At 37.9% G+C, this 13,990-nt stretch carries 13 protein-coding genes; 9 read left to right on the forward strand and 4 right to left on the reverse strand.

Annotation, left to right across the window (positions count from 1 at the left end):
- The first annotated feature begins 61 nt into the window (after positions 1–61).
- The 6 genes from FA047_RS12400 to FA047_RS12425 all read left to right on the forward strand — a co-directional run bounded on the left by FA047_RS12400 (position 62) and on the right by FA047_RS12425 (position 7,592).
- Positions 62–751, forward strand: a complete 690-nt coding sequence (locus FA047_RS12400; RefSeq protein ID WP_136836381.1) for a YggS family pyridoxal phosphate-dependent enzyme — start codon at positions 62–64, stop codon at positions 749–751.
- Positions 748–1,215 carry a GNAT family N-acetyltransferase gene (locus FA047_RS12405; RefSeq protein WP_136836382.1) on the forward strand — a complete coding sequence of 156 codons (468 nt, stop codon included), beginning with the start codon at positions 748–750 and terminating at the stop codon, positions 1,213–1,215. The genes FA047_RS12400 and FA047_RS12405 overlap by 4 nt, the downstream gene beginning before the upstream one ends.
- Entirely contained in the window at positions 1,212–2,036 is an 825-nt protein-coding gene (locus FA047_RS12410; RefSeq protein WP_136836383.1) for a DUF3298 and DUF4163 domain-containing protein, read from the forward strand. The genes FA047_RS12405 and FA047_RS12410 overlap by 4 nt, the downstream gene beginning before the upstream one ends.
- A 3-nt stretch (positions 2,037–2,039) precedes the next feature.
- On the forward strand, positions 2,040–3,314 hold the full coding sequence (locus FA047_RS12415; protein WP_136836384.1) for an aspartate kinase: 1,275 nt from the start codon (positions 2,040–2,042) through the stop codon (positions 3,312–3,314).
- Positions 3,307–4,488: a THUMP-like domain-containing protein gene (locus FA047_RS12420; RefSeq protein ID WP_136836385.1), complete on the forward strand. Its 1,182-nt coding sequence runs from the start codon at positions 3,307–3,309 to the stop codon at positions 4,486–4,488. The genes FA047_RS12415 and FA047_RS12420 overlap by 8 nt, the downstream gene beginning before the upstream one ends.
- A 107-nt stretch (positions 4,489–4,595) precedes the next feature.
- Positions 4,596–7,592 (forward strand): protein O-mannosyl-transferase family, encoded by a 2,997-nt coding sequence (locus FA047_RS12425; RefSeq protein WP_136836386.1) that lies wholly within the window; start codon positions 4,596–4,598, stop codon positions 7,590–7,592.
- Between the two features lie 77 nt (positions 7,593–7,669).
- Here the strand turns inward: FA047_RS12425 and FA047_RS12430 are convergent, their stop codons facing one another.
- The 4 genes from FA047_RS12430 to FA047_RS12445 all read right to left on the reverse strand — a co-directional run bounded on the left by FA047_RS12430 (position 7,670) and on the right by FA047_RS12445 (position 11,163).
- Positions 7,670–8,305, reverse strand: coding sequence for a peroxiredoxin (locus tag FA047_RS12430; RefSeq protein WP_136836387.1), 636 nt, complete (start codon positions 8,303–8,305; stop codon positions 7,670–7,672).
- Between the two features lie 111 nt (positions 8,306–8,416).
- Complete coding sequence (locus tag FA047_RS12435) at positions 8,417–9,358, reverse strand: DUF72 domain-containing protein (RefSeq protein WP_136836388.1); 942 nt, start codon at positions 9,356–9,358, stop codon at positions 8,417–8,419.
- A 101-nt stretch (positions 9,359–9,459) separates the two neighbouring features.
- Positions 9,460–10,557 (reverse strand): S1C family serine protease, encoded by a 1,098-nt coding sequence (locus FA047_RS12440; RefSeq protein ID WP_136836389.1) that lies wholly within the window; start codon positions 10,555–10,557, stop codon positions 9,460–9,462.
- Between the two features lie 39 nt (positions 10,558–10,596).
- Complete coding sequence (locus tag FA047_RS12445) at positions 10,597–11,163, reverse strand: RNA polymerase sigma factor (protein WP_136836390.1); 567 nt, start codon at positions 11,161–11,163, stop codon at positions 10,597–10,599.
- Between the two features lie 272 nt (positions 11,164–11,435).
- Here FA047_RS12445 and FA047_RS12450 point away from each other — a divergent pair, with 272 nt between their 5' ends.
- The 3 genes from FA047_RS12450 to FA047_RS12460 all read left to right on the forward strand — a co-directional run bounded on the left by FA047_RS12450 (position 11,436) and on the right by FA047_RS12460 (position 13,917).
- Positions 11,436–11,651, forward strand: coding sequence for a hypothetical protein (locus FA047_RS12450; RefSeq protein ID WP_136836391.1), 216 nt, complete (start codon positions 11,436–11,438; stop codon positions 11,649–11,651).
- Positions 11,652–11,865: 214 nt separating this feature from the next.
- A complete protein-coding gene (purB, locus tag FA047_RS12455) occupies positions 11,866–13,212 on the forward strand; it encodes an adenylosuccinate lyase (RefSeq protein ID WP_136836392.1) in 1,347 nt (448 codons plus the stop codon).
- A 153-nt stretch (positions 13,213–13,365) separates the two neighbouring features.
- A complete protein-coding gene (locus FA047_RS12460; protein ID WP_136836393.1) occupies positions 13,366–13,917 on the forward strand; it encodes a NifU family protein in 552 nt (183 codons plus the stop codon).
- Positions 13,918–13,990: the final 73 nt, after the last annotated feature.

Below are 13,990 nucleotides of genomic sequence, written 5' to 3' on the forward strand. Positions count from 1 at the left end.
ACCTCATTATTTCTTAGACAAAATTCGCTAAGGTTGTTAATTTTACCAAAAATACTGATAAATGAGTATAGCAGATAACTTATTAAAATATAAAAGCGAATTAGATAAAGAACAGGTTGAATTAATTGCTGTTTCTAAATACCAGGATACGGATGCCATTCTAGAAGCCTATAATGCCGGTCAGCGTGTTTTTGGAGAGAACATTGTACAGGAACTGGCTGACAAACAACAACAACTACCCGCAGACATAGAGTGGCACCTGATTGGTCACCTGCAAACCAACAAAGTAAAATACATTGCACCTTTCATCAAGTTGATCCAGTCTGTAGACAGCCTGAAGCTATTGGTTGAAATCAATAAGCAGGCTGCAAAACACAAGCGTGTAATTGACTGTCTGCTACAGATCTACATAGCAGATGAAGACACTAAATTTGGTCTTGGCTTTGATCAGGCTATAGAATTACTTCGGTCGGACGAGTTTGCCGAGCTTAAAAACATACGTATCGTAGGCCTGATGGGTATAGCGAGCAATAATGCGACGGAGAAGCAAACAACAGATGAATTTACTGAACTCAAGGTGCTTTTTGATGGAATTAAATTGAGTTTCTTCCGCAAAGAAGACTCTTTCAAAGAAGTGTCTATGGGTATGTCTGGAGACTACAAACTGGCTATTGAAGCCGGCAGTACTATGGTGAGGATAGGCAGCAGCATTTTCGGAAAAAGAAAAATCAAGCATTACAAAACAGAATGAGTACTACCCTGAGAGTTGCAGAAAGAAAAGATTGCGGACGCTTACTTGAGTTGGTTCAGGAACTGGCACTATATGAAAAAGCACCGCAGGAAGTAACGGTTAAGCTTGAAGAATTCGAGGACGCCGGTTTTGGCGAAAACCCGGTATGGAAAGCTTTTGTTGCCGAAGACGAAAACAAAATAGTTGGCTTTGCCCTTTATTATGTGAGGTATTCTACCTGGAAAGGATGTCGGCTGTACCTTGAGGATTTCATTGTCACGGAGAGCCACAGAGGTAAAGGAATCGGCAAACTGCTATTTGACGCCATAATACAGGAAGCAAAAGACAAAGGTTATAATGGAATGAACTGGCAGGTGCTGGACTGGAACCAGCCGGCCATCAACTTTTATGATAAATATGCTGCTACTTATGAGGCAGATTGGTTAAATGCATCTTTTTCGAAAGAACAGATTTCAAAACTATGAAACAACTACAATTATTTGCAATAGCTTTAGGGTTTCTTTCCATTCAGACAGCATGTCAGAGTGAGAAAAAAAACACTGTAAATACAGGTTTAACTGATTCATCAGCGATTAGTTCTTCGAACTCAATAGCTTCTTTTAAATATGATTCAGTTAAAGTTTACAGCACTCCGCCGGTATCTCCAGACAAAAAGGTAACGGATACCTCTAAAGCGGTTATTTCTTATCCGGTATTCGCGGATGAGTCTGCAAATAATTTCGTATTGGGAAAAATAATGGAAACTGCTGATGAGGGCAAAAAGTATAATTCTTATAAAGCATATGCTGATGACTTCATTAAAGCGTTTGACGACTTCAGGAAAAGCGAAAAAGATTATCCTCAAACCTGGTTTCTGGATATCAATACAGAAGTAATCAGACAATCTGAGAATTATTTGGGTTTGCAGATCGCCTATGTAAATTATTCAGGAGGTGCACATCCAAATAGTATATATACCTACTTGAATTACACCCCAAAGACCGCCAAAGAAATCTCACTGGATTCCCTTATATTGCCTGGAAGCATGGATAAACTTACCGCTATCGCGGAGCAGATTTTCAGAAAAAACGAAGAACTATCTACAACAGCGAGCTTGAAAGATGGTTATTTCTTTGAAAATGACAAGTTCAAACTCAATAACAATTTTACGATAACGGACAAAGGACTCAAATTCCTTTATAATCCTTACGAAATTAAGGCCTATGTATACGGGACTACGGAGTTGTTAATTCCTTTCAGTGAGCTAAAAACTATTGCAAAACCTAATTCTTTAATCAGTAAATAATTAATGGAAGTATATAAATTCGGAGGCGCATCAGTAAAGGATGCAGGTGGAGTAAGAAATCTGGCAAAAATTATTCTTAAGCGCAGGCAGAGTGGTCTCCTGATCGTCATCTCTGCGATGGGCAAAATAACCAATAAACTTGAAGAACTGAACAATGCCTATCTGAATGGTCAGGATGATGTACAGCAAATCTTTGAAGAAGTTAAATCCTTTCACTTTGATATTCTCCACGATCTGTTTCCTGACGATCAGCACCCCATTTATAACGACATTGTAAATTCGTTTGTAGAAATAGACTGGTTGCTGGAAGAAGATCCAGATGATGCAGCTGACTATATCTACGACCAGATTGTTTCTATCGGAGAGATCGTTTCTACGAAAATTGCAGCTGCATTTTTAGCAGAATCCGGATGTAACGTAATATGGGTTGATGCAAGAAATTTCATTCATACAGACAACACCTATCGTGAGGCTCAGGTAAACTGGGAAAAGACTGAACAGGAAATTCAAAAAAACCTTTTGCCAATACTTGAAAATAGTATTGCAGTAACCCAGGGTTTTATTGGCAGTACGAGCGAGAATTTTACCACTACATTGGGCAGAGATGGTTCAGATTATTCTGCTGCCATATTTGCATCTTGTTTAAATGCCAGTTCTGTTACCATTTGGAAAGATGTGCCAGGGGTATTAAACGCCGATCCAAAATGGTTTGATGAGACAGAGAGAATCCCTCAGCTATCCTACCATGATGCCATAGAACTTGCTTATTATGGAGCTACGATCATACATCCAAAAACCATAAAGCCGATTCAAAACAAGAATATTCCTTTGTTTGTAAGGTCTTTTCTGCAACCAGATGCTGAGGGCACCGATATAACTGGTGCTAATAACCATCTTCCCGTTCCTTCGTTTATTTTTAAAGTGAATCAGGCGCTGATCTCTATATTTCCAAAAGACTTCTCATTCATTATAGAAGAGAATTTAAGTGACATATTTAGCCTGTTTCACAAGCATAAAGTCAAAATCAATACGATGTTAAATTCTGCAATCAGTTTCTCTGTGAGCTTTAACCACGATGCAAAAAAACTGCACGCGTTGATCGCTGATCTTTCGCTTCATTACAAAGTGAAATACAATACCGGACTGGAGCTGGTGACCATCAGGTATTATAATCAGCAAACAATAGACAGAGTAACGATAAATAAAAACATATTACTGGAGGTAAAGAGCAGAAATACATGCCAGATCGTAATGAGGGATAAAACAGGAATTGAATAAGGAAATTCTAGATAGGAAAGTCCAGGAATACATTGTTGCAAACCTCCGTGCAGATGTACACAGGATTGCTATGGGTAAAAGTCGTTTTAGCGGGATTTCTTCACGGGAATTGGCAGAACAAATCGCAGCAAAAAAGAAATCAGAAAAGAAACTGCCCACCTGGTACCAGACTGAACTGGTCTATTACCCACCCCTTTTATCTATTGAACAATGTTCATCGGAAACAACCGCAGCTTATAAAGCTAAATTAATTAAAGGAACAACACTGATAGATCTTACAGGCGGGTTTGGTGTAGACAGCTATTATTTTGCAAAGGTAGCTGATGCTGTTACACATTGTGAGATCAATCCTCAACTCTCAGAAATTGCCCGATACAACGCAGGTGTTTTGGGACAGAAAAATATGCAGTTTTTAGCAGGTGACGGCATTGCTTATCTTTCCGAAGGAGTTGATCGTTTCGATAGCATTTACATAGATCCCGCCAGAAGAAGTAGTTCAGGAAAAGTGTTCATGCTTAGAGACTGTACGCCAAATGTAGTTGAGCATCTTGACCTGCTATTAGAAAGATCATCCCGTATCATTATTAAAACAGCTCCATTGCTCGATATCAGTGCCGGATTAAAAGAATTAAATAATGTAGCCGAAATACATATTATCAGTACAAAAAATGAAGTAAAGGAACTGTTATGGGTGATCGATAAATCACCTGTTGAAAAGGTCAGAATTACTGCGGTAACACTAAATGATAGGGAAAAGATTTTTTCTTTTTATAAGGGAGAAGAAGAAACAGAGGCTGCATTTCTAGAAACAGAGATTAAAAAATACCTTTATGAGCCTGATGCTGCGCTCCTTAAAAGTGGCGCATTTAACTTAATATCCTCCAGATTCCATTTAGAAAAACTAGATGCCAATACTCAATTGTATCACTCGGATAACTATGACAGCTCATTTCCCGGAAGGATATTTAAGATCAATAGTGTGATCAGTTCTGGACAGCTCAAGAAAGAAAAGGGGCTGAGCGGGAATGTAATCGTTAGAAATTATCCGGACAAGGCAGAGCATTTGGTAAAGAAATATAAAATTAAGGCCGATCAAGACAATTTCCTGATCTTTACTCAGAGTAAGAAAGCCGGTAATGTTATCATTAATGCCACCATTCAGCAGCACTACTGATCAACCGCTTAAAATTTAACATTATTTAACTTACTTTAACATTTGCAAAAATCTAAAATTCAAGGTTTTAGTTAATTTTGGTTAACCTGTTTACCAAATCTAAAACCATGAACCGATATCAAAAGATTAATAACTTCACCGGATTTGTACTTTTCCTGATCGCCGGACTTACCTATTGGCTGACGATGGAGCCAACCGTAAGCTTTTGGGATTGCGGAGAATTTATAACTGCGGCAGATAAATTACAGGTAGGTCACCAGCCAGGAGCTCCCTTATTCCTGATGATTGGCAAGTTATTTTCTTTACTTGCTATGGGTGATGCAGCTAAAGTTGCTTACTGGATTAATTTTAGCTCGGTGGTTTTCAGTGCAGCTACGGTTATGTTTCTTTATTGGACCATTACATTAATTGCATCAAAGCTTTATAAGCAGGAAAAGACGACAATAGACATGTTTACTGTTATTGCAACAGGTGTCGTTGGTGCACTTGCATTTACATTTTCAGATACATTCTGGTTTTCTGCAGTTGAATCAGAGGTTTACTCCCTATCCATATTATTTACTGCAATCGTTTTTTGGGCCGTCTTTAAGTGGGAGCACAAGATGGATGACCGCTGGCTGGTATTTATTGCCTTTATAGTGGGTTTATCTATAGGCGTACATTTATTGAGTCTTCTTGCTATACCCGCCGTTGTTTTGGTCTATTATTTTAGAAAAACAGCAAAAGCAACTCCTCTCGGTATTATGAAAGCATTAGCAATAGCTGGTTTAATCTGGGTTACTGTACAATTTGTAGTTATTCAATATACAGTTTTGTTTGCCGCTAAATTTGATCTTTTCTTTGTAAACACACTTGGGTTAGGATTTGGCTATGGTGCTTTTTTATTTATCATACTATTGGCCTCCGCTATTAGTTATGTGATCTACTATTCTGCCAAACACAGAAAATACCACCTTAATCTAAGTATGATCTGCCTTGCTTTTGTACTCTTTGGATTTAGTTCTTATTTTCTGATTATCATCAGAGCTGATGCAAAAACAAGTCTGAACCTTTCCAATCCGGATAATCCGTTTGGCCTATATGCCTACCTGGGACGCACCAATTATGGTGAAACACCTTTATTATATGGCCAGACGTTTGACGCTAAGCAGATCGATGCAAAAGATACTTACATGAGATATAGAAAAGGAAAAGAAAAATACGAAACTGCAGGTGAGGCTTTTAAAGTTGAATATGATAAAAACATACTATTCCCACGAATGTACAGTACGCGGCCTGATCATGTCAGTTTTTACAAACAATGGTTGAATCTTGGTGACAATGAAAGTCCGACTTTTGCTAATAATCTGGAGTTTTTCAGTTCGTATCAAATGGGATTCATGTACTGGCGCTATTTTTTATGGAACTTTTCAGGCAGACAAAATGATAATCAGGGTCAGGGAAATCGTACTGAAGGAAACTGGATTACGGGTATTAAATCACTTGATGCTGTTAGGCTTGGAAATCAGGACAAGCTTCCGGCGAGCATCATTGATAATGAAGGTTATAACAGATTCTATGGTCTCCCATTGATATTAGGAATTGCTGGACTGATATTTCTGTACAGAAGAAACAGAAACGATACTTTAGTCATTGCGACACTGTTCTTGTTTACGGGGCTTGCCATTATAGTATACTTAAATCAGGACCCGAGGCAAGTCAGGGAAAGAGATTATGCTTACGTAGGTTCTTTTTATGCTTTTGCTATTTTCATAGGCTTTGGTGTATTTGCAATCAAAGAGTGGCTGTCCAGGCTTAATGCACCTAAGTTAAGCCTTGTTACAGCGGCTTTGGCAGGTCTATTGTTTGCGCCTGCTATTATGGGAGTACAAGGCTGGAGAGACCATGACCGTTCTGGTAAAACGACCGCGCTGGATTGGGCAAAAAACTATCTTAATTCCTGTGCAAAAAACGCAATCCTTTTTGTTACGGCTGACAATGATACATTCCCGTTATGGTATGTGCAAGAGGTGGAAGGATTTCGAACTGACATCAGGGTGGTAAACATTCAATATCTGTCAGATGATGCCTACATCAATCAAATGAAAAAAGCGCTTCATCAGTCTGCACCATTACCCATCACCATGCCAGAGCAAAAATATGTAAATGGCACCAGGGATTTTATTCATTATTTTGATTATGGCTTTACGGATAGCGTGGAGTTAAAAGATTTGCTGGCGGTAATTACATCAGATGATAAAGAAGATAAGTTGCAGCTCAATGATGGCAGCTTTGAAAACTTCCTGCCAACCAGGAAATTCAAACTGACAGTTGATGCAGATCAGGTAGTGAGAACAAATACGATTCCCGTCAAAGACAAAGCTAAAATTGCAGATCAAATGGAATGGACCTATGATAAAAATGGGATAGTTAAGTCTGACCTTGCCTTACTAGATATTCTGGCTAACAACAACTGGAAGAGGCCAGTATATTTTGAAACCAATGTACCAGATGATACCTATATCGGGCTGGATAAATATTTATATCTTGAAGGATTTGCACTTCGATTATTACCCCTCAAAACGGATCCAAATGATAAACGTGACAAGATGGAGAAGACCAACTCTGATGCCATGTATACCAATTTGATGCAGAAATTTGACCTGACCGGATTTAAAAAAGCAAAATACCTGGATCCTGAAAGCAGGCGCGTAGTAAGGGGGACATGGGAAATAAGCAATACATTGGCTGACAATCTGATCATGGAAGGCAAAAATACAAAAGCAGCCAGCTTGATGGTCAAAAGTATGAAAGATATCCCAATGACCAATTATTCGATTGACGATACAGTAAACAGGTTCCGTACCATTCAGAACCTATACCGGTTAAATGACATTAAAAATGCGAATACTTTAACGGCAAGCACAATCGGATACATTGATCAGGAAATGAATTATATCATTTCCTTAGATCCGGCCCGGTATCTTCAACATGGCAGAGAAATACAGCTAAGCTTATCCATTTTAAATGAGTTAGAAAAACTGACCGCTGAAAAGAGCCAAACATCCCTCAATCAGCAAATCAGGGAACAATACAAACGACTGGAAAGTAAGTTTATCAGTTAACACGCTCACACAAATAGTAACCAAAACGAAAAGCCATCCCTCAAAGGATGGCTTCGTTTATTTCAAAGGAACTTATACTATTTATTTGGTTGAGGTGTTGTTCTCAGATAAGGTTTAATCACTTTATGTCCCTTAGGAAATTTTGCAGGTATATCTTCGGTTTTAATGCTATTCATTACCACTACATCATCACCATCTTTCCAATCGGCAGGAGTTGCAACGCTGTAATTTGCGGTAAGCTGTAAAGAATCAATTACCCTTAACACTTCGTTAAAATTACGCCCGGTTGACGCCGGATAAGTCAACATCAGCTTCACTTTTTTATCCGGGGAAATGATGAATAGTGAACGTACGGTTAGTGTCTCTGATGCATTTGGATGGATCATGTCATAAAGATCAGCAATCTTTTTATCCTCATCAGCGATGATAGGAAAATCTACTTCCGTATTTTGAGTTTCATTGATATCTTTGATCCAGCCTATATGAGATTCGGCAGAATCTACACTTAGTGCCAAAACTTTAACATTTCTTTTCTCAAATTCACCTTTTAAGGCAGAAGTACGTCCAAGTTCTGTCGTACACACCGGTGTATAATCTGCCGGGTGAGAAAAGAGAACTCCCCAGCTATCGCCAAGAAATTCATAAAAATCAATATCGCCAATTGACGTCTGTGCCTTAAAATTGGGAGCTGTGTCCCCTATTCTTAAACTCATAATTTTATATTTTTTTATCTTAATAATAACGTTAACAAGGTAAACAATAATGTCTACAAATTAAGTATACTAAATTAAAGAATTATCCTTCTTTTGTAATAAAGTATCTTGTTAAAACAGGGAATGTTGAGGTCCGTCATCTCCTGTATTGATGAATTTAATTTCAGGTACTTCAGAGCCCAGATGTTTATTAAACTGCTCAATGGTATAGTTAGCCAAGATTGGTGTATCCTTTTCGTCATGCTGATGCAAGAAGAAATACACTTTTTTCAGTCCTTTATCCAACCATGATTTTATCCTGACTCTCCATTCATCAATTCGCGCAAAGTCGGAATCCTGAAATTCCTTACCGTTACCAACGAAGCGAATAAAAATCTCGGGAATAGTGAGTTCCATATGAACACAGTCCCTTCTGCCGCTGGCATCGGTAATCGCAGCTCCTTTTTTTAGCTTCGACAGCATTTCAAATAACTTAGTCCGTATATCTTTATTTGCAAACCATTCTTCATGTCTCAATTCAACAAACACCTCCAAATCCTGAGGAAGTTTTTCAAGATATGTTTCCAAAGCCTCAAAATTATTCGGACCAAAATTATCTCCTAATTGCAGGAAACATGGCCCCAGGAATCTACCAAATTCAGAGATACTTGCTAAATACTGATCTGTGGCCTCTTCGGCATTTTTCAATCGCTTGATGTGACTGATCGTTCTGGAGAATTTTGGACAGAATAAAAAATCGCTTGCTGTATTCTCGTCCGCTTTAATTCTCCATTTCCTAATTAGCTCAGCTTTTGGGATACTATAAAATACAGCATTCAGTTCAATTGAATTGAAATGTTTTACATACTGGTCCAGGAAATCAGCTTCTTTGGTCTTTTTTGGATAAATCATCTCCAGCCACTCCTTTCTGCCCCATTTTGCGCAGCCAATATAAAAATCAGCGTTTTTAACAGGCTTCAAATGCGCTAACGTTTTTAAAGTCTGCTGCCCGTCTTCTGGTAAGGTAAAATCAACGTCTTTAATACTGTCGGCGGGTACTTTTCCAAAATCCATATCAAAAATTTATATATAAAATAAAACCCCGAAACTTAGCTAAAGTTTCGGGGTTTAAAAAATCTTATTTAGTTATGATAGGATTACGCTTTCCTGAAAGGTTATTTAAATACCTTTACCATAAATACATAATCTTTCAGCTTTTCGAATTGCTGATTCCTGCTTAGGCGCTGCAATGAATTTCTTTTGTTAAATGTTGCGCTTTTACCCAAAGAATCTTTGGAAATAGAATTCAGTGCTTCCTGGATATATTTCGCTTTTATTGCAAATGTAGCACCGTCTACCTGGCTCAATTTTGCACTGATCACACCAATTACATTGCCGTACTGGTCAAGAAGCGGACCGCCGCTATTTCCCGGATTCACATCAATACCAACCTGATATTGTGTAGAATCATCAGCATTATAACCGGTTTTGGAACTTACATATCCTCTTCCATATACAGCACCATCCTTAGGGAAACCAATGGTGTATACTTCATCACCCATACCTACGCCATTCTGTTTCAAACGATAAGGCAGATTGGGGAGTGGGGTAAATGAATCACTTTCTATTTTGAGAATAGCCAGGTCTTTCTGAGACTCGATAGGAATGACCCTTACTTTATAATCATTTCCTTTACTATCCTGCACGTACACGGAGTCTGCATCTTTAACCACATGTAAATTGGTTAAAATATAGCCGTTGGATGTCAAAGCAAAGCCCGTTCCGCCATAGTTAGCCGGTTTTGCATTTCTATTAGCACCTGCATTATTTGAATTTATTTTCCGGATCAGGCTATTTGTAGAAGTTTTGATTTTTGCCAAGTCTCTGTTCATCAACTCCACTTTCCCGATTTGCTCAGTATTTTGCTGTATAGAATACAGCATAATCATCGACAGGAATATGAACGACGCAGCGACACCAATTGCTGCCTTATTTTTTCGCCAGATGTTTACAATAAATGAAGGATGCGGACCAAGCTGCCTGCTCAAGGTATTCACATCAATTTGTGCATGAGCAGCATCCATTTTCTCCTTCAAGTTCATGACTTCAGCATAATCTGCCATTGCCTCCATAAACACCTTATGGCTAACAACTTTATGATCCACAGCAGGATCATTTAAACGCAATTGCTCAAAAGCTGTAGCCTCTGCTTCGGTAAGCTTACCATTCAGGTAATCTTCAATGATACTTTCTAACTCTATCTCGTTCCTCATTTTCTATTCATTTTGCCTTTACAATGCTTAAAACACTGATTACGACTGAAAAAATAACTTTTTTAACCTCTGCAGGCATTTATACTTCTGTGTTTTAGCATTATCTGTATTGGTGTAGCCAAACTTTTCACAGATGTCCTGCATGGACAAATTGTTAATATAAAAATCCTGAATAATAGTCTTGCAAGGTTCGCCCAGGTGAACAAGCGCTGACTGCATTTTTTCAAATTGCCTATCCTTTTCCTCATGCTGCTCTACTTCGTCCTCCACGGCTATAATATCTTCAAAATCCGCAATATTACTGGTCTTCCTGCTTTGCTGAGAAAGCTTCTTTAACCAAATACGTCTGCAGACTGAGTATATATAGGTCTTTAGTTTACTGCTCAACTCAAAGTTGCCACTCTTAATTTTATTGTATAAAACAATGATTCCTTCCTGATACACATCTTTTGCATCATCCTCATCGCCGTTATTATTCAAAATAAATTGTAAAACCATCGGGAAATACCCGGCATACAACCTATTTAGCGCATCTTCTGAGTTATTTAAGATCCCTAAAACTACCTCTCTATCTGTTGGAACTGAACTGCTTAACTTATTACTCACCAATTAATACATTTATACGTGAATGGTAACCCAATGTTAACTAAAAAAAATAATGTTTTTAACAATACTCGACTTAATACCGCCTATTTGCCTAGGGTAACCCTATTTATTTATTTTTATTTTTCTTGATTATTTACTGTTAAACAGTACATTTGCAGCCGGTAAAAAGGAGTAAACAAATTATTTTTTATTTTTTTTAAAATACTTGGGTTACCTTTTAAACTTTACCGTATTAAGTGTAAAATTAATTAATTATTTAAAACAGAATTAGAATGAAAAACGCATTTAAATTTGGCTTTTTAGCTTTAGCAATCTCTTTATCAGTAGCAGCTTGTAACAACGCTGAAAAAACTGGCGAAACTACAGATACAACTGTAACTGACTCATCTACTATCGTTACTGAAGTTGATACTACAGTTACTGATTCAACTGTAAAAGATACTGCAGTTAAAACTACTACTACTGAGACTCCAGCTCCAGCTCACTAAGCTAAGTTGAACTTATAAAAAAGGCTTCCTGTATCAGGAGGCCTTTTTTGTTTTACCCCCCTATTTGAAGAGGTAACTACACTAGAAACCTTACGTTTTGTTCGGAGTCATTTATAAAACCTCATTTCTATCGGGGCAACAATCAAATTTGAGCCCATTGTTAATCATTGACTGAAAAATGTTAACTTCGCATTTTGTAAAAAACAGTTAATACATGAATTTATCTCCTCTTCAAGCCATATCTCCTGTAGATGGCCGTTATAGAAATACTACTGAAAACCTTTCTAAATATTTTTCGGAATCTGCATTGATCAAATACCGTGTTTATGTTGAGGTGGAATATTTTATAGCACTATGTGAAACCGGTCTTCGCGGCCTGGAGAATTTTGACAAAACAAACTACAACAGGCTTCGTTTAATTCACGAGCAGTTTAACGACACACATGCACAGGAAATAAAAGACACAGAAAAGATTACAAACCATGATGTAAAAGCTGTAGAATATTTCATTAAGAAGCAATTTGACCTATTAGGACTGGAAGCTTATAAAGAATTTATCCATTTCGGACTAACTTCTCAGGATATCAATAATACCGCAATTCCGTATACTTTTAAACTGGCCTTAAATGAAGTTTATTATCCTAAGCTTACAGAATTGGTGACCAAAATAAAGGAATTGGCTACAGAGTGGAAACAAGTACCGTTATTAGCACATACTCACGGACAACCGGCATCCCCTACTAAATTGGGAAAAGAATTTATGGTGTTCGCAGAACGTCTTGAAATCCAATTAAATAATTTAAAGGCTATACCTAACAGTGCTAAATTTGGCGGTGCGACAGGCAATTTTAATGCACATCATATTGCTTATCCTGAAACCAATTGGGTAGATTTTTCCAATAATTTTGTCAACGAAGTATTGGGTTTAACCCGTGCACAGTATACTACTCAAATTGAACACTATGATCAATTTGCGGCTCAATGCGACGCATTAAAAAGAATCAACAATATCGTCATAGATCTGGACAGGGATATCTGGGCGTACATCTCGAAAAATTATTTTAAGCAGAAAATCAAGGAAGGTGAAGTGGGATCATCTGCGATGCCCCATAAAGTAAATCCAATTGATTTTGAAAATGCAGAAGGTAATGCCGGTATTGCAAACGCCTTATTTGAATTTTTTGCCGCTAAACTTCCTATTTCACGTCTGCAAAGAGACTTAACGGATTCTACAGTATTGAGAAATGTTGGAGTCCCTATGGCACATACCGTAATAGCTATCGCATCAACATTGAGGGGACTGAACAAGTTGCTGCTGAATGAAGAAGCAATCCATGCTGATCTTGAAAATAACTGGGCTGTAGTTGCTGAGGCAATACAAACCGTATTGCGAAGGGAAGCCTATCCTAATCCATACGAGGCTTTAAAAGATCTTACACGTACCAACCAGAAGATAACTGCAATTACGATGGCAGATTTTATAGATGGCCTAAACGTTGGTGAAACTGTAAAAGAGGAATTAAAAAAGATTACTCCTTTCAACTACACCGGGATATTTTAAGTATGGTTATGTTCCATATCAGGGTGACGGGACGGCCTTTAAAAGTATGTTTAAACAGGTATATTAAATGTATATATTAATAATGACCTAAAACAGACAACAGCACAGGAAATTGCATCAATGAATTATTTATTTTTGTAAAAAAAGAAGACAATGACTATCAACGTATATACAGAACAAACGCCGAATCCTGCTACAATGAAATTCATGGTCAATAAGTTATTGATCAATGGGAGCGAAGATTTTGCGACTAAGGAAAGTGCTGAGCACTCTCCTTTTGCAAAGGAATTGTTTAAGTTCAATTTTGTGAATGGTGTGTTTTTTGCCAGCAATTTTGTGACTATTACAAAAACTGAAGGTACAGACTGGGCAGATATCGAGCCTATACTGAAAGAATTTGTTAAAGGTGCAGTTGAGTCGGAATATAAAATTAAAGAAGAAACAGACGGAGAAATACCTGCTTTTGAAGGGACTGATCTGGAAATTAAGATTCAGCAGATACTTCATGATTATGTACGTCCGGCAGTTGAACAAGACGGTGGCGCCATCAGCTATAAATCATTTGAAGAAGGTGTCGTAACGGTTGAGCTTAGAGGCTCTTGCAGCGGCTGTCCTTCCTCTACCATCACATTAAAATCCGGAATTCAGAACCTATTGCAAAGAATGGTACCTGAAGTAAAAGAAGTCGTTTCCGAGGCACTTTAATCTTCCGACCTAAAACAAAAAGCCCTGCTCCTTATTGGAAGCGGGGCTTTTTGTTTTGAAAAATCTACTAATA

The organism is Pedobacter frigoris, assembly GCF_005116445.1.
Lineage (GTDB): Bacteria > Bacteroidota > Bacteroidia > Sphingobacteriales > Sphingobacteriaceae > Pedobacter > Pedobacter frigoris.